Origin of the sequence: Pseudomonas rhizoryzae, assembly GCF_005250615.1 — a bacterium.
Taxonomy (GTDB): domain Bacteria; phylum Pseudomonadota; class Gammaproteobacteria; order Pseudomonadales; family Pseudomonadaceae; genus Chryseomonas; species Chryseomonas rhizoryzae.
This window is the reverse complement of record NZ_SULM01000011.1, coordinates 188,290-204,717: the sequence shown is the minus strand read 5'-3', so window position 1 is coordinate 204,717 and position 16,428 is coordinate 188,290. Positions and strand designations below refer to the sequence as shown.

Here is a 16,428-nt window from a genome sequence, read left to right as displayed (position 1 = left end):
TCACGTGATTCAGAACCGTCTCCATCCAATAACAACAGGGGATACCCCAATGGTCGAATTCGACTCTGCTGCCCACCTTCAGGAAGTTCTCGACAGCTTCAAAAATTGTGAGGATGCTCGTTTCAAGCAAATCATGACCAGTGTGGTCACACACCTCCACGCATGCGTGGCAGAGCTCAAGCTCACTCCTGAGGAATGGATTAGCGCAATCCAATTCCTGACAGCTACAGGGGCAATCTGCACCGATAAACGTCAAGAGTTCATCCTGCTGTCTGACCTGTTGGGTGTCTCTACCCTGACGATCGGGTTGAACCAGCATCGTGGTGAAGACTGCCTGGAAGAGACCGTTGAGGGCCCCTATTACTGGGCTGGTGCCCCAGAGCTGCCTATTGGAGCCGACATTTCCACGGGAGTCAGTGGCGAAAAAACCTATTACTACGGCAAGGTCTTGGATGGCCACGGTAGGCCAATCGCCAACGCTGCGCTGGATGTCTGGTCTGGCGATGGTGACGGCAACTACGACATGCAGCTTCCCGATCAGGCCGAGATGCTCGCTCGTGGAATTTTCCGTACGGACGAGCACGGTAACTACGCTTTCTGGTCAATCCGCCCCAGCTATTACCCCATCCCACAGGACGGCCCTGCAGGGCTGATGCAGAGCAAGTTGAAGCGGCACCCTAATCGCCCTGGGCATATCCACTTCAAGATCGGTGCGGACGGTTTTTACCCGGTGAATACGCAACTGTTCGTTGCCAATGGGCCGTACCTGGATTCGGACTGCGTATTTGGTGTTAAGCCGAGTTTGATCATCGATTACGTCGAGCATCCAGCAGGGATCGCTCCCGATGGCAAACAAATGACCGCTCCTTACTACAGCGTGCCGTTCGACTTCCGTCTGACCGCTATCTAAGCCGAGCCCCTTTAGGAAGATACTATGAAAATTGGTAAAGAAACCGTACCTCGCAGTGCCATCTGCACTTCAAACGAAGACACGATCGTTGTTCGCGGTCTGAACCTGTGTGATGACGTCATCGGCAAATTTTCTTTCAGTGAATACTTCTTCACACTTGTTACTGGAAAGAAGCCAAGCGCTTCCTCGCTCGCCGTGTTGGATGCCACCCTCGTTGCGATCACAGAGCATGGGCTTGTACCCAGCGTCCAGGCCGCGCGCATGACTTACGCTGCTTCACCTGAGGCCATGCAAGGTGCAGTGGCAGCGGGACTGCTCGGTTGTGGCTCGGTCATTTTGGGCGCCTCAGCTGATGCTGGCGTCCTGCTCGATGCGGTCAAACGTCGTATTGACCAAGGCTTGGCCCTGTCCGATGCGGCGCATGCTGTAGTTTCGGAATATCGCGCTGCCAAACGCCCACTTCCTGGCTACGGGCATCCGCTTCACAAAGCACGAGATCCGCGCGTAGAAGCTCTTTTCACTACCGCGGAGGTCGCTGGCTCTGACTTGACCTACGTCAAGATCGCGGAAGCGATTGAGAGCGTTATCCCCGATATCTATGGCCGCGAGTTGAAGCTCAACGTCTCTGCCGCCATTCCTTCAGTGTTATTGGGCGCGGACTTTCCGCTGACGGCACTTCGAGGCGTTCCTATTTTGGCCCGTAGCGCTGGACTGGTTGCCCACCTTTACGAGGAGCAAACCGCACCGATCGGCTTCGCGCTCTCCTACCAGGCAACCCGCGAGTTCGAATATACCGGCGACGTTCCAGAGGACTTTGAAGCTCACGAATAAGCCTTGCGAAACGCTTTCAGAAACACGCCTACAAAGATAAGAACCGAGGCTTGAGATGAAAAAGATTGAATCTGATGTGGTGATCATAGGCTACGGCCCGGTGAGCCGGATGTTGTCGGTCATACTGGGACAGCATGGCCACAGCGTCACTGTCCTGGAACGCCATGCCTATGCGTACCCATTGCCGCGCGCTGTTTGTATGGATCATGAAATCCATCGTGCTTTCCAAGCACATGGCTGTGCGGACGCTTTCGCTTCATTTGGTGCTCCATCGCCGCGCTATCAGTGGATGAACCAAGATTGGAAAACGCTGCTAGAGATCGATTGGACGGTCGACTCCATTTCAGGAGGCCCAGAGGCCTATTTCTTTTACCAGCCGTCGCTTGAGGCAGAGCTGGATAAGAAAGTACGTTCTTTCAAGAACGTGCACGTGATGCTGCAGCATGAGGCTAAGTCGTTCACTCATACCGACGATGGCGTTGTCGTTGAGGTCGTCAATAACGAGACAGGTATTGCTGTAGAGCTGCATGGTAAGTACCTGGTCGGCGCCGATGGGGCCAACAGCGCGGTGCGCAATGCTCTGAATATTCCTTGGATTGATCGTGGCTTCCAGGCCGACTGGCTTGTGGTAGACGTTATGCTTAACGACGGCGTTGAGCTCGACATTCCGTCTGCCGGTCAGTACTGCAACCCCGAGCGTCCTACAACGTTTGTACCAGGTGGCATCAAGGATGGGCGTCCACTGCGCCGCTGGGAAATCATGCGGCTTCCAGATGAGCCACGCGAGCGGCTTGACGACACTGAATATGTCTGGAGCCTCCTCGATCGCTGGGTTAAGCGTGATCAGGCCGAGTTAGTGAGGCACGCGGTTTACACGTTCCGTTCACTTGTCGCAGAACGTTGGAGTGAAGGGCGGGTATTTCTGGTAGGCGATGCCGCGCATACCATGCCGCCTTTCATGGGACAAGGTATGTGCTCAGGTATCCGCGATGCCGTAAACCTCGGCTGGAGGCTCGATCTGGTTCTGAAGGGGCATTGTGATACGGCGCTGCTGGACGACTACGAGGTCGAGCGCAAACCACACATCACCGACATCATTGATACCTCTGTTTATCTGGGCGAAATCGTGTGCGTGGCGGACAAAGCGCTCGCCGCTAAACGCGATCAGGCGTTCTTCGACGGCACCTTCCCTCGCATGGCCGCATTTCCACACCTGAAGCAAGGCACGTTAGCAAACCTTGATAGCGAGTGGGTCGGACGACTTGCACCTCATGCCGAGATCCTCTCCAACCAGGCCACCGACCGGATGGACACTCTCCTTGGCACCGGTTTCACGCTGCTGTTAAAGGATGCGTCGGCGTATGGGGTGATTTCCGAGGAAAGCAAAGCTTTGCTTAAGCGGCTGGGCGGAAAGTGCGTTTTCCTTGCTCAACCGGAAGCGGCGCAGGGCGATGCCATCCACGATATCACCGGCAAGCTTACCCGTTTCTTTAATGACACCGGTTTTACAGGCGTGCTCATACGTCCTGATTTCTACATTTTTGGCGGCGCCCGCGCTGCTGTCGAGCTTCAGACCCTGATCGACCAGTTTCATCGCGAGTTGCGAGTTGAAGATCCTGTCTCGCTTGAGGTGCCGTCGACGTCATTCGCTCGCGCTGTGAGCTGATCCATCCGTCAAGAATTAGCTCGTCAGACGAGCATCAGGAGTAAGAAATGGCCAAAGTTCTATCCGGCATTCGTGTTATCGAGCAAGGCACGTTCATCACTGGCCCCAATGCCGGCATGCTGCTGGCTGACCTCGGCGCCGAGGTGATTAAAGTCGAGCAGTCTGGTAGCGGCGATCCGTTTCGTGCGTTTCAGGGTGGACTCTATAGCCCTCACTTTCAGACCTACAATCGCAACAAGCGCAGCGTGACCCTCAACACCAAGCTTGAGGAAGATCTCGAAATCTTTGATCAGATGATCAGGGACGCCGACGTTTACATCCAGAACTTCCGTCCTGGTGCGGCTGAGCGATTGGGAGCGGGCGAGAAGCGGCTGCGGGAAATCAATCCGCGTCTGATCTATTGCGCCATCAGTGGCTTTGGGCAAGATGGCCCTGCTTCAAAGCGCCCCGCCTATGACACCGTGGCTCAAGCGGCGAGCGGCTTCTTGAGTCTTTTGATCAACCCAGCCAATCCACGTGTGGTAGGGCCTGCAATGGCAGACTCTCTGACGGGCTTTTATGCAGCCTATGGCATTTTGGGGGCCTTACATGAGCGCAATGCTACGGGAGTAGGGCGCACTGTAGAGGTGTCGATGCTGGAGTCGATGTGCCATTTTAACCTCGACGCGTTCACGCATTATTTCTCCGCCGACGAGATCATGGGCCCTTACAGCCGCCCGAGCGTTTCGCAGTCCTATGTGCTCAAGTGTGCCGACGGCAAATGGATCGCCCTCCACATGTCGTCGCCCGAAAAGTTTTGGCAAGGACTGGCCAATGCCATCGAGCGTCCAGATCTTTTCCAGGATCCGCTCTATAGCGACCGCGTCCAGCGCATCAAAAACCAGGAGTTGTTGATCGAATTGCTAGGTGCTGCATTCCAGCAGCAAGACCGCGCGGAATGGTGCCGGCGGCTTGAAGCTGAAGATGTTCCGCATGCACCGATGTACGACACCAGCGAAGCACTGGAAGACCCACAGGCTAAACATCTGCAGTTGGAAATCAGTGCGCCTCATCCAACGGAAGGTGAGTGGAGAACCGTCCGATCCCCTGTGACGTTCGATGGTGAACGTTCTCTTGAAGTAACGGCTCCTCCGGTACTGGGCGAGTACGACGCGGAGCTGCGCAACAAGTATCGCGCTACCGATCGCAAGAAGGTCTGATATGACCCTTCGGCTCGCTGCAAATATCAGCCTCATGTTTACCGAGTGGGCATTTGCCGACCGCTTCAAAGCTGCGCGTGACGCTGGTTTTGAAGCGGTAGAGTTCATGTTCCCGGAGGGCCTAGCGGCCGATCAGGTAGCCAATCTGCTTGATGGCAATGGTCTCGCCCAGGTGCTGGCCAACGTACCGCTGCAGGTGGGCAGCAAAGGCCTTGCGGCGGTCATTGGAGAGGAACGGAATTTCAAGGCCGACTTTCTGATCGGGCTACACTTTGCAGCGGTTTGCAAGGCGCCTTTGCTCCATGTCACTGCCGGCGTCGTAGATCCCTCTGATTATCCTGATGCCTGCCCGGTCTTTAGCAGGAACATCAACTGGGCTATTGAAGCGGCGCGCGCCCAAGGGGTTACGGTCCTCATCGAGGCAATCAACCAAACCGCCGTTCCCAATTACTTCATCCGCTCTTTAGGACAGGCCTACGAGTGGACAACACGCTGCCCTGGCTTAGGATACATCCTGGATATCTACCATGCGGCTATGGAAGGGTTAGAGGCTGTCGAAACGATCGACTCGTACCTCGCCAAAGCTTCATATGTTCAGCTGGCAGGTTATCCGGGCAGGCACGAACCTGACGTAGGGCTTCTGCCCCTTGTTGAGCTGGGCAGTGCGCTAGGCGCCTCACGCTACACGGGCTGGGTCGGGTGCGAGTACATCCCAGCCGGCAAAACCATGGATGGTCTTGGATGGATAAAGCAGACTGCGCCGAGCGCACAGAGCATTAATCGGTAATCTGACATGGCAATGACTCTGTACGACAAGCTATGGGCCAGTCACGTGGTTCGGCAGGAAGAAGCCGGCGAGTGTTTACTGTACATCGATCGGCACCTTATCAACGAGGTCACCAGCCCTCAGGCTTTTGCGGGCCTGCGGGCTGCTGGCAGGAAGGCATGGTCGCACAAGAGCATTCTGGCGACCGCCGACCACAACACGCCCACCAATCACTGGGAGCGCGGCATCGAGGATTCAATGGCTCGCGAGCAGGTTCAGGCCTTGGATCGCAATATCGAGGAAAGCGGCGCATTGGCCTATTTCCCTTTCCAAGCGGCAGATCAGGGGATCATTCATGTTGTTGGCCCCGAACTAGGGGCGACCCAGCCAGGAATGACCATTGTCTGTGGGGACTCGCACACTTCTACACATGGCGCTTTTGCCGCGCTAGCGTTTGGTATTGGCACCTCTGACGTGGAGCACGTGCTTGCAACCCAAACACTTCAGATGCACAAGTCCAAAAATTTTGCGGTTATGGTCGTGGGAGCCCTTCCTCCCGGTGTATTTGCCAAGGATCTGGCGCTAGCCATCATTGGCAAGGTCGGAACGGCTGGGGGGACAGGCTACGCAATTGAATTCATGGGTAGCACGATCTCTAACCTCTCAATGGAAGAGCGCATGACCCTGTGCAATATGGCCATTGAAGCCGGGGCTAGAACAGGGCTCGTGGCTGTCGACGACGTCACTGTGGAGTACCTCAAAGGCAGACGCTTTTCGCCTTCGGAGGCTCATTGGCACCAGGCCGAACAATACTGGCGCACGATGCGCTCTGATGATAACGCTGCCTTTGATCGCGTCTTTGAAATCGATGCTACGCAACTCAAGCCCATGGTCACTTGGGGTACCTCTCCGGAAATGGTTGTCAGCGTTGACGGCCAGGTTCCGAACCCTGATAGCGAGCCAGACCTGATCAAGCGACAGGGCATAGAGCGGGCCCTGCGGTACATGGATCTAAAGCCCGGCACGGCGATGACAGACATTCAAATCGATAAAGTGTTCATCGGTTCCTGCACCAATGCTCGTATCGAGGATCTGCGAATTGCCGCAAGTATTGTCAGGGGCCATGTCGTCGCGAGGAATGTGTCTCAGGCATTGGTTGTGCCCGGCTCTGGGGCGGTAAAAAGACAAGCAGAGGCGGAAGGCCTGGATGCTATTTTTCTAAACGCAGGCTTCGAATGGCGCGAGCCGGGTTGCTCGATGTGCTTGGGAATGAACGCCGACCGGTTGAGCCCAGGGGAGCGATGCGTGTCGACTTCCAACCGAAACTTCGAAGGTCGCCAGGGGATGGGCGGGCGTAGCCATTTGGTGAGCCCCGCAATGGCCGCTGCCGTTGCTTTAGCCGGTCACCTGACTAACCTTCCGGAGCTACCAGCATGAGGCCGTTTGTGCGAGAGCAGGGTCAGATCGCCTTGCTGGATAGAAATAACGTCGATACGGACGCCATTCTCCCCAAGCAGTTTATGAAGTCCATCCATCGAACGGGGTTTGGCCCGTTTGCCTTCGACGAGTGGCGCTACCTTGATGTCGGTGAACTCGGAATGGACTGCTCCAAGCGCCCGTTGAATCCGGACTTCGAGCTTAATGAGTCCAAATATGCTGGAGCCAATATCCTCGTCACCCGCGCAAATTTCGGCTGTGGATCCTCTCGCGAACACGCGCCTTGGGCACTGTCGGAGTATGGCTTCAGAGCCATTATCGCTGAAAGCTTCGCCGAGATTTTCAAGGGTAACTGCCTGAAAAACGGCATTCTCACTGTGACGCTCCCTAAAGTTGTGATTGACCAAATCTTCATCGAGGCTCGTGCGGCATCGGCCTACGAGGTGGTTGTCGATCTTGAGAGCCGTAGCGTGAGTTTACCTGGGGGGAGTCTGGTTAGCTTCGACATCGAATCAAACGTCCGCGAAAAGCTGCTTAATGGTTGGGACGCTATCGACTTGACCTTGTCACACTGCACCTCCATCAACGCGTTCGAAAACGCCAGACGGGCTGCCCTACCATGGTTATTCGATTAACGCACGTCTTTTCAGTGAATCCTGCAGTCAGATAGCGAACGCTTCAGATGCCCCTGAGTATCTGTCGTGCGGTGGCCTATTGCAGTGACGCTAATAGTTAGTAGCAAGGACGGAATTTGATGCGGGGCGGTCGAACATCTGGCCATAAAATCAGTGATGGTATCGATCAAAAACATTGAAAAAGGTCATTTTCCATTGATCAACACCTATTGCAGACTAGAACGCAACCGATGGCGAGTTTGCAACTCACCGCGATGCAAAGGTGGTTGACGTCTTCGAATTACAATAATAAGAGGTTCGAAAATGAGTTCTCAAAGCAACGATCGATTTCGCGAAGGCACTCCTCCTGCACAGGGTGGGTATCCTGGACTGAACCGCCAATCCCGCCCAATCACTGATGACATTTTGTTCGAACAAGACGTCAGCATTGAATTGAGAGACGGAACGGTAATTTACGCAGACATCTACAGGCCTGTAGGCATGTCGGACGTCCCATGCCTGATTGGCTGGGCGCCATATGGCAAACATCCTCATCTGAGCTTCGATTCTTGGCCTGGCGCAGAGGTACCTCAAGGCTCGGTGTCCGAACATACTCCCTTCGAGGCCGCTGATCCTTTGGTGTGGTGCCGGACAGGATACGCGCTGCTGTTCCCCGACGTGCGTGGGACGTGGGGAAGCGAAGGCGAGGCCTCGTTCTTTAGCAAACAGGAAGCTCAAGACGAGTATGACGTCATCGAATGGGCTGCACGTCAAAATTGGTGCAGCTCCAAGGTTGGCCTGCTAGGCGTTTCCTACCTAGCCATCAGTCAATGGGGAGCCGCTGCTGAGCAGCCTCCTCATCTGGCAGCGATCATTCCATGGGAAGGGGTGACGGATGTCTACCGGGAGTTCTTTTTCCACGGAGGAATACCCAACACCCAGTTTTCCGAGGGGTGGCAATCCTTGGTCAGCTTTTCAAAGAGTCGGGTTGAGGACGTAGCTGCCGCAATGGCCGACCATCCAATGCTCGATGACTACTGGAAAGCCAAACTTCCAAAGCTTGAGGACATCAAAGTTCCGGCGTATATAGTTGCTAGCTGGACAGATCATGCGTTGCACACACGCGGTACCCTCGAAGCCTTTAAGCGTATTTCCTCTGAGGACAAATATCTGGAAGTGCATGGCCGAAAAAAATGGCAATACTTCTATAAAGACGAAAGCGTCCGTAAGCAAATGGCATTCCTTGATCGTTATCTCAAAAGTGTTGACAACGAAGTAAAAAATTGGCCGCGAGTTCAGATTGAGGTTCGTGACAGTTTTTATCAAGGAGAAGTGCGTTCAGAGAACGAATGGCCGCTGGCGAGGACAGAATACCGCAAGCTTTACTTGGATAACTCAACTCTTAGTTTGAGTGAAAATCCGGTTGAGACAGAGGCGACGCGCGCGTATGTTTCGACGAATGCTGATCGTCTGTGCTTCGATGTAAAATTCGATACACGGACTGAGCTGACCGGTCATTCTAAACTGCGCCTTTGGCTGGCTGCTAACACTGCGACTGATGCAGACGTGTATGTTGGATTGCAGAAGCTTGACTCCAACGGCGAAGTTGTGAGCTTTCCCTTCTTTGCTACCTACGACGATGGGATTGCTGCCTTGGGCTGGCTACGTGCGTCACATCGGGAACTCGATGAGGTGCGTTCAACTGATTTCCAACCTGTGCATACCCACCGTGTCCTCCAGCCATTGGAGCCAGGAGTTCCAGTTCAACTGGATGTTGAAATTTGGCCTGCCAGCACGCGCTTTGAAGCCGGAGAGTCTCTTCGGGTCATCATTCAAGGTACAGATATTCACCGCTACCGACCTGGATTATTTGCTGCTGGTCACTATCTGTCTAACAACAGCGGCAAGCACACGCTTTATTGTGGCGGCCAATATCAGAGCTACCTAATAATTCCTGTCATTAAATAACTAGACCTGACCTCCGTCATTTGACGGAGGTCTAAATATAACAATAATGGTGAACTTTATGTGCAGAGCATTTAAAGGTTGCATGGCTTTGTGTGCGCTGTTTTTTACGTTTTTTAATGCAGGTGCCCACGCCACTGAAAACGGGTTGACGAACTATCCAGTTGGTGTGAATACAGCGCTCAACGGTTTGCTTCCCGCTCCCGGCCAAACTTACTTCTACAATTATTTTCAATACTACAAGGCGGAAAGCTTTCGAGGCTCAAATGGTAAAGAGGCCGTTCCGAAGTTTTCGGCTGAAGTCGCCGTGGACGCTCCAAGAATCGTTCATACGTGGAATGAGACACTCGGGCCCTTTAATTTGTCTTCTGGCGTGATCGTGCCGATTTTTCACGTCTCCACGACAGTTGTTGGCCAAAAGGATATCAAAAACGCCGTAGGCGACGTGATCGTTCACCCGCTGATGTTCGGTTATTCAAACCCCTCACACAATCTCTTCATGTTCTTGGCACCCTTCGACATGGCGCTGCCTACAGGAGCGTATGATAAAGACCGGATCGCGAATACTGGACAGAATCACTTGGGGTTCCTACCAAATTGGCAAACCACTTGGTTTCCAACGGCGAAAACAGAAATCTCCACTTCGATGACTGCTGAAATCTATACTGAGAATCACGACACGAATTACCAGTCTGGGACTGTTCTGAGTGGTGAACTCCTGCTGGGGTACTCGGTTACTGATAAATGGCAAATCGGCATCCAAGGGTTCTATTCGAAGCAGGTCACTGATGACGAACTTGACGGCGAAAAGTACCTGGATGGCTTCCGAGGACAAAGTGCTGCGCTGGGTCCTCAGGTCAGGTACACCATCTCACCGGGCGTTGCAGTCGTCGCTAAGTATCAGCATGAATTTGCCGTAGAAAATCGCTCGAAGGGCGATCGATTTTGGATTCAATTCGCTTTTCCCATCTGATAGTTGAGCGTCACTGGCATGACCATACCAAGCGGCGCTGAGAAGATCAGCGCCGCTTTGTTTGGGCCAGCGTAATTAGCTTCGCCTCGGCAAGACCAGGCGCGCCACCCTAGGCTGTCTGCATGAACGCAGGCGCCTCGTCCGACTGATGCCCTGCAAGCTGCGGCTTGATCCGATCGCTAACGTCACGTGCTAACGAGCTGATGACCGCCCCATCGGCCTGCAATCGATACCCGATGATGGAGCCGGCCATCGTGCGGTCCAGTGGCGAACGCGGGCCTTTCAACAGCAACTCCATGTTGACCTTGAGCAAGTCAACGTGGAAGATGCCCGGTCTTGAGCGAGGGATTCTACGGATTTCATCTTGGCTACCTGCAGTTGATGCAGCCAGCGTACGCATAACCGATAGAACGCAAGGTGCCAGCTTTCGACCCAAAGCGGACGGTTTCGGCAGGCTGTTTACGGCCAATAGCGGCCAATGCGGATTGCATAAAGATGCCTCTAGCTGGTCGGGAAAGACACGCAAGCGATGTGGCATCTATTGGCTGGTTGGAAGCACAGCCGTAATGAAGAGTTGCTCGGAGTTTCCACTTCCAGCTCCTACAGCCGCAAGCTGTTATCCTCAAGATTGTCACGTACATCCCAGTATATGAATATTGCAAGTCCCAGTCTTGGTTACTCGCGGTGCGTCCGATACCTCAGAGTGGTCAATTCCATTGATTTTCGGACATATCCGCAGTAATTTTTTGCTATCTTCACTAATTTAATGATCGGCTGTCGCATCAGCTTGTACTAGGTGAGGAGCGTCCACCGACCTTAATTCTTAATCATGAACCTTGGAGTAGCGGGAATGCATCCTACGCAACGAAGCGAAGCTAGAGTTTTTGAGGAATTAAGAGTTCTAACATCCCAGCCTGGTTATGTTCATGCTGTGGCCGCTATATGTTGGCGTGACAACCTCGTGTCGTTCCAAGGTGAGTACAAGGTTTCCGACCTTGAGTATCTGTTTGACCGAAAAAGACTCAATCGCAATGAAATAAACACGTTGTTGGGGCTGATGATGTGTCAACCTGTGGATCTAACTGAGGTTGATGAAGGCACGCTGAGAGGTTACGTTTCCCGCACTGACGAATTGCTAGGCGAGCTTCACGACGCTATGACCGGCCTGACAATCGGCGAGCTGATGTCTCAGGCTCAACAGGGCGCCGCCATGGACGATTTTTGGCAAGGCGCAATGATGAAGGAGCCAATTTTCTATGGCACCGAGTCAGCCTACAGCTTCCAGTACCGTGATTTTTTTGTAGAGAAGCACGCCCCTGATGATGACTGGCTAAAGAGAGTCATGGGGTTCAGCAGTGCCCAGGCTCTTAGAGTGGCGAGTGCGATGTGTTCGTTGATGGATGCGCGGGCAACCGATGAAGCAGGATTGATCGGCGAAACCATGGTAGGAGAAATACCTGTAGGCCCGGTTCTTAAGCTCTTCGAGTTCACCGCGCAGGAGATGGCCCAGCGTTCTGGTCAGGAGATTAATGTCGTTGAAGCAGTCTTCAAAGCGCTAACGTTCAGTGGCCACAATGGCCTATTCAAGGAAATTGGAGACTTCAACCAAGTCGCAGCAACTCCATTGCTGCCGACAGGGCGTGGCTCAGTGTTGCTGTTCTCTCACTACTCAGTCTACGAAGCGCTCTACGAGTCGCCTTTCTTCTGGATGAACCAGGATAAAAACTACAAGCAACAGGCTTCGGACAATCGAGGAGCCTTCACCGAACAGTTTTCTCAGCGCCGCCTCGCCTCCATCTTTGGAAAGGACGGTGTCTATACCAACGTCAATCTATTTGAGGGCAGGCGGATTGTTGCAGAAGCGGACGTACTGGTTGTTTTTGGTGACCGGATCATCATCGTTCAGGCAAAAGCTAAGAAATTAACCCTAGCTGCCCGCAAAGGTAACGATGGGCAAATTAAGGCTGACTTCGCCGCAGCGATTCAGAAGGCCTATGACCAAGGGGCGGAGTGCGCCGCGGCTATTAACTCCGGAAAATGCAGGCTCGAAGATGATCGTGGCCAGGCTGTCGTGCTACCGAAGCAGATTAAGGAAATCTACCCATTTTGCGTGGTGTCCGATCACTACCCTGCACTAGCGTTTCAAGCCAGCCAGTACCTAAAATATAACTCTGATGAGATTGTTCGCCCGCCCTTCGTGATGGATGTATTTTTGCTGGATGTACTAGCAGAGATGCTGGATACACCGTTGCGTTTTCTGAGCTACGTCCGAATGCGCCTTGAGGCGTCACATAAGCTGATGATGGGGCACGAGCTCACCGCTCTTGCCTACCATCTGCGGTGCAACCTTTGGCTCGATGACGAATACAACCTAGTAATGATGGAGGACTCTATCGCAGCGGATTTGGACACCGCGATGACTGTTCGGCGGGAAGGTCTCCCCGGCAAGCGAGTCCCTGAAGGCATCCTCACCAAGATGAGGGGGACGTTTTACGAGCGATTGATTGAGCAGATCGAGCGCCTGCCTGATCCTGCGGTTCTTGAGCTGGGGTTTACTCTGCTGTCTATGGGGGAGGAATCGTGCAAGACGGTTCATAAGGCCATCGAAGGCTTGACCAACATGACAAAGATGGATGGCAAACGGCATGACTTCGTACTGGGAATGTCTGAGCCGGGTACGGGGATTTGCTTCCATTGCAATCCTGCACCCAGCCAAGAGGCCGTCAGATCTCTGGAGGTGCACTGCGCCAAACGAAAGTACGCTCAGCGGGCTGCACATTGGTACGGGGTGTCTGTGGGGCTCAAGGGCGAAATCCAATTCGGAATCACGCTCAGTTTCCCTTGGGAACGATCCCCTGAGATGGATGAGTTAACCAAAGACATGAAGCCTTCTTCTCCATTCGGAAGGGCTATTAAGACGATGGAAAGGGCGCTCGCTCCTAAGAAGTATGGACGCAACGACCCGTGTCCTTGCGGAAGCGGCATTAAGTACAAAAAGTGCTGTCTCTGAGGCCAGATTTTGGGGTGGCGATGTCTAGATGAAGGCCTGCCCGATAGCTCACTGAATAGTCCTGGCTTTAATGGCCCGACCTCAGCCTGTTGCGCTCTACGGCTTCCGACTATCAGTGCTCCAGATCCACAGGCTACCGACAATGCCTGTGGCGAGTTACCCCTGCGTATAGGCCTCCCATAGGTCGGGAGTGACATGGGGCAACAGGGCATCGAGTGGCGAAAGCTTGTAGCTCATGGCCCCATTGCTTTCGTACGCAAAGTCAGAAGCACGCATACCTGCCCAGAAAAGCGCCAGATTCTTGTCCCCCGTACAGAGCATGATGTTCTCTTGGGGAAGGAGTGCGTAGAAATGGCAGAGCAACTCGAGTGCTCGTAGATCCGCTAAGGCATTGTGGGCATCCTCGGCGGAATACTTCGCCGAGGGTTTGATCAGGCGTTTCGCAGGGCCGGCGCCATTGTTGACGCAGATAATGCTCATCGCAGCAAGCACGACCAGCGTGTGTCGGGGCAAGCCACAGCACTGGGCTACTTCAAGTACCTGACGCCAAACTAGCGGACGGCGACGTCTACTGACTGGTGACTGCAGCATGGGAGCTACCCGGCACAGAAACTGGACTTTGCGCACCATGTTCTCGCGCATCTCGTCCAAGAGTCCTGCAATACCTTGTACTGCCGAGTCCGGAGTGAGCTGGGCGTCAGGCAGCGCCGCCCGGACTTTTCTGCAGGCCTCGGCCCACTGATCCGCCACTTGCTCAGCGGTTGGCAATTGTCGCTTGTTGCCCTCCATGGCATATAACCCAGGATTGATTTGTATAGGCTTGTCTTGAAAAATATCAAGGAAATCATTTCCATGACGGATCTTTTGCCCGTCTCTATAACGCTCCGCCAGATCACTGATTGTGCAACGATCAGGCATCACCACCATGTTGTCCCGTAGGGCCAGTCCGGATGGCAGCCAACCACCGCGGACAAGGCCAATCGCTCTATTCGTAAAGGTGCTTTCCAGCGTGGTGTTGATGTTAGCCAGCTCCGCAACAGATAGATCTGGTATGTCACTTTTGACGACGCGAGCCCCGGACCAGCTCAGCGGGATGGTGACTGGACGGTCAAGCTTCATGTTGACAAGGTCGGCGTACTTCAGTGGCTGCAGCGCTACCCCTTCAAAGGCAGCAGTTCGCCCTGTGGAAAAGCCTTCGGCATCCTGCTCTTCGAATATCCAGACGCCTTGCGCTTGCGACTGTGATTGATTGGTCATGACTCGTGAGTCTTTCAAGAAGGTAACCGGAAGTCGTAGATCCCTAAGTACTGGCAGACTTCGGCACACAGCGTCTCCGCAGAGGCCCATCCACCGCTAAAGCCATCATCATCAGGTGTTAGGCAAATCGTCAGAACCTTGATCCGACCATTGTCCAGGTTCCTCTTGATCGCCAAACATAGGTCTCGCACATAATTCTCAGCCAGAAAGCGCTGGCAGCTCCCATCGTCCATTTCGCAAAAGAAATAATCCAAGTCAACATTAACGATCCAGTTATTTCCCTGACTCAAGTAGAAGTCGAAATTGGCAGGCAACTCCCAGGGAACGATGTCCCGCCACGAGCCTGAGATGAGATTAGGGGCATCACCGTCCCCATGCGTCGCGAAGAAAACACTTCCGAGGTTCGCTTGCTCATATTCGAGGAAGAGGCTGAGGTAGTTATCCCATCGAATCGTCACCGTATCAAAGCCGTTCACTTCGGTTCGGTAACCCAGATAGTCCTGTAGAGAAACACCATGCATTTGTGTAGGTAAGCTTTGCTTCCAGAGCAGCAAATTGCTAGTCAGCGTATCGGTGTGTCGATCGATATGAAAAAGGTCAATCGGTTCGCCGGGCACTATGTGTCGTAGCCAGCACCACCAGGCGGCCCGGTGATTGTCCATGATGTAGACAGGGCCGTTTTGCCAGAGAAAGTTCTGTGTGCCGTGACCCGACACTCCGCGGGATGACAAAACGATATGCCAGGTACACGCCAAAGATTGCCTCCAGATAATCACACCCTACCAGAATCTCCGATTCCATGAGGGCCATCTTTCAAATGTCGCAGGCAACTTAGCTCACAACAAAACACTGGGCAACCACACATCAACTCTGCTTGTAACACGAGTTTTTGGGTAGAGGCCTGACTAGCGACCGGCTGCTCCTAGCCCCTAGCTGCCCACGGCAACGGCAGCTTCGGGTCGGTAGCGGTCGCTCGTCGACTTCCGCTTCTGGCCGTCGCTATCCGACCCATTGCTGACCATGGCTAGCGCATCTGCCAAAGCACAAGGTCGACCGCCTTTTCGTCAGAAATTGTATGGTGAGGGAACGAGACTTTGAACTGGCCAACCAAAGCGCGACCTTCAGCCGATGATAGGAAGCTTTGAACGTTCTGCTGCAGATCACTATAGAGAGCCACAATGTTCTGCAAGCGCTGTGTCGATGTCGCGGTTGGGAGTTTGCAGCCAAGGTTTTTCAGTACCACTGAATCAATGACGGGCTGAGAAGTATCCAGTGTTGCTACCAGCTTACTGGCGAATGAAGCTTCATACCTGCCTGTGGTGCGATGCAATGCTGTGAAAACTTCCGAGAAGCCATACCCATGTTCTTGAGTCTGGTGCATGAGGTGGAAGTAGGCTGACTGCCATAGCTGGCCGCGTCGTACACGGTAAAAGCCATTGTACGATCGCCTTAATATTGGGTCTTTGAACCCTGTGGTGTCCGCCTTTACCAGCGCTTGGATGGCACTATATTTCTGCAGGCCAGGTTGTATCTTGGGCAGCGCAGCCGCTAGCTGGTGGGCATTGATCGATATTGGTCGCATGTGTCCGTTCCTAACATGGACAATCGGCCTGATGTGCAATAGCAGATTGCCACCTTCTGTTCAAGCGGTTACCGCGTGCCCGGCGAGTTTCCGAGGTTTGAATCGCGCCGGTTTTACTAGACCCTGCGACTGGCTACTTTTGGCCGATTGCCGCCCCACGCGAAGGTCTGCAATGGGTCGAGAGCTGTCGTTCTCAAGACGTTGCTCCCGAACGTTGG

The 16,428-nt window shown here is 53.8% G+C and carries 13 protein-coding genes; 10 read left to right on the top strand and 3 right to left on the bottom strand.

Annotated features, from left to right (window positions below):
* The first annotated feature begins 49 nt into the window (after positions 1-49).
* The 10 genes from FAZ11_RS18920 to FAZ11_RS18875 all read left to right on the top strand — a co-directional run bounded on the left by FAZ11_RS18920 (position 50) and on the right by FAZ11_RS18875 (position 13,371).
* The gene (locus FAZ11_RS18920) at positions 50-910 is read left to right on the top strand and encodes a dioxygenase family protein (RefSeq protein ID WP_058767708.1); all 861 of its coding nucleotides are present in this window, start codon (positions 50-52) and stop codon (positions 908-910) included.
* A gap of 24 nt (positions 911-934) precedes the next feature.
* Positions 935-1,741, top strand: a complete 807-nt coding sequence (locus FAZ11_RS18915; RefSeq protein ID WP_058767707.1) for a citryl-CoA lyase — start codon at positions 935-937, stop codon at positions 1,739-1,741.
* Positions 1,742-1,796: 55 nt separating this feature from the next.
* A complete protein-coding gene (locus tag FAZ11_RS18910; protein WP_074528213.1) occupies positions 1,797-3,407 on the top strand; it encodes a bifunctional 3-(3-hydroxy-phenyl)propionate/3-hydroxycinnamic acid hydroxylase in 1,611 nt (536 codons plus the stop codon).
* Positions 3,408-3,454: 47 nt separating this feature from the next.
* Complete coding sequence (locus tag FAZ11_RS18905) at positions 3,455-4,606, top strand: CaiB/BaiF CoA transferase family protein (RefSeq protein WP_058767706.1); 1,152 nt, start codon at positions 3,455-3,457, stop codon at positions 4,604-4,606.
* A gap of 1 nt (position 4,607) precedes the next feature.
* Positions 4,608-5,393 carry a hydroxypyruvate isomerase family protein gene (locus FAZ11_RS18900; RefSeq protein WP_058767705.1) on the top strand — a complete coding sequence of 262 codons (786 nt, stop codon included), beginning with the start codon at positions 4,608-4,610 and terminating at the stop codon, positions 5,391-5,393.
* 6 nt (positions 5,394-5,399) lie between these two features.
* Positions 5,400-6,809 (top strand): 3-isopropylmalate dehydratase large subunit, encoded by a 1,410-nt coding sequence (gene leuC / locus FAZ11_RS18895; RefSeq protein ID WP_058767704.1) that lies wholly within the window; start codon positions 5,400-5,402, stop codon positions 6,807-6,809.
* The gene (leuD, locus tag FAZ11_RS18890; RefSeq protein WP_058772862.1) at positions 6,806-7,444 is read left to right on the top strand and encodes a 3-isopropylmalate dehydratase small subunit; all 639 of its coding nucleotides are present in this window, start codon (positions 6,806-6,808) and stop codon (positions 7,442-7,444) included. Before leuC ends, leuD begins: the two co-directional genes overlap by 4 nt.
* 303 nt (positions 7,445-7,747) lie before the next feature.
* Complete coding sequence (locus FAZ11_RS18885; protein ID WP_074528211.1) at positions 7,748-9,391, top strand: CocE/NonD family hydrolase; 1,644 nt, start codon at positions 7,748-7,750, stop codon at positions 9,389-9,391.
* A 58-nt stretch (positions 9,392-9,449) separates the two neighbouring features.
* Positions 9,450-10,361 (top strand): SphA family protein, encoded by a 912-nt coding sequence (locus FAZ11_RS18880; RefSeq protein ID WP_058767715.1) that lies wholly within the window; start codon positions 9,450-9,452, stop codon positions 10,359-10,361.
* A gap of 850 nt (positions 10,362-11,211) precedes the next feature.
* Positions 11,212-13,371: a YecA family protein gene (locus tag FAZ11_RS18875; RefSeq protein WP_058767699.1), complete on the top strand. Its 2,160-nt coding sequence runs from the start codon at positions 11,212-11,214 to the stop codon at positions 13,369-13,371.
* A gap of 156 nt (positions 13,372-13,527) precedes the next feature.
* Here the strand turns inward: FAZ11_RS18875 and FAZ11_RS18870 are convergent, their stop codons facing one another.
* The 3 genes from FAZ11_RS18870 to FAZ11_RS18860 form a co-directional block, all read right to left on the bottom strand.
* A complete protein-coding gene (locus FAZ11_RS18870; protein ID WP_058767698.1) occupies positions 13,528-14,628 on the bottom strand; it encodes a hypothetical protein in 1,101 nt (366 codons plus the stop codon).
* A 14-nt stretch (positions 14,629-14,642) separates the two neighbouring features.
* Positions 14,643-15,290 (bottom strand): hypothetical protein, encoded by a 648-nt coding sequence (locus FAZ11_RS18865; RefSeq protein ID WP_275044837.1) that lies wholly within the window; start codon positions 15,288-15,290, stop codon positions 14,643-14,645.
* A gap of 362 nt (positions 15,291-15,652) precedes the next feature.
* Positions 15,653-16,210 carry a hypothetical protein gene (locus FAZ11_RS18860; protein ID WP_058767696.1) on the bottom strand — a complete coding sequence of 186 codons (558 nt, stop codon included), beginning with the start codon at positions 16,208-16,210 and terminating at the stop codon, positions 15,653-15,655.
* Positions 16,211-16,428: the final 218 nt, after the last annotated feature.

Bases quoted from the DNA above. Each gene is read 5' to 3' on its own strand.
- FAZ11_RS18860 (WP_058767696.1), bottom strand. From the start codon at position 16,210: ATGCGACCAATATCGATCAATGCCCACCAGCTAGCGGCTGCGCTGCCC.
- FAZ11_RS18885 (WP_074528211.1), top strand. From the start codon at position 7,748: ATGAGTTCTCAAAGCAACGATCGATTTCGCGAAGGCACTCCTCCTGCA.
- FAZ11_RS18910 (WP_074528213.1), top strand. From the start codon at position 1,797: ATGAAAAAGATTGAATCTGATGTGGTGATCATAGGCTACGGCCCGGTG.
- leuC (WP_058767704.1), top strand. From the start codon at position 5,400: ATGGCAATGACTCTGTACGACAAGCTATGGGCCAGTCACGTGGTTCGG.
- FAZ11_RS18865 (WP_275044837.1), bottom strand. From the start codon at position 15,290: ATGGACAATCACCGGGCCGCCTGGTGGTGCTGGCTACGACACATAGTG.
- FAZ11_RS18915 (WP_058767707.1), top strand. From the start codon at position 935: ATGAAAATTGGTAAAGAAACCGTACCTCGCAGTGCCATCTGCACTTCA.
- FAZ11_RS18880 (WP_058767715.1), top strand. From the start codon at position 9,450: ATGTGCAGAGCATTTAAAGGTTGCATGGCTTTGTGTGCGCTGTTTTTT.
- FAZ11_RS18870 (WP_058767698.1), bottom strand. From the start codon at position 14,628: ATGACCAATCAATCACAGTCGCAAGCGCAAGGCGTCTGGATATTCGAA.
- FAZ11_RS18920 (WP_058767708.1), top strand. From the start codon at position 50: ATGGTCGAATTCGACTCTGCTGCCCACCTTCAGGAAGTTCTCGACAGC.
- leuD (WP_058772862.1), top strand. From the start codon at position 6,806: ATGAGGCCGTTTGTGCGAGAGCAGGGTCAGATCGCCTTGCTGGATAGA.
- FAZ11_RS18875 (WP_058767699.1), top strand. From the start codon at position 11,212: ATGCATCCTACGCAACGAAGCGAAGCTAGAGTTTTTGAGGAATTAAGA.
- FAZ11_RS18905 (WP_058767706.1), top strand. From the start codon at position 3,455: ATGGCCAAAGTTCTATCCGGCATTCGTGTTATCGAGCAAGGCACGTTC.
- FAZ11_RS18900 (WP_058767705.1), top strand. From the start codon at position 4,608: ATGACCCTTCGGCTCGCTGCAAATATCAGCCTCATGTTTACCGAGTGG.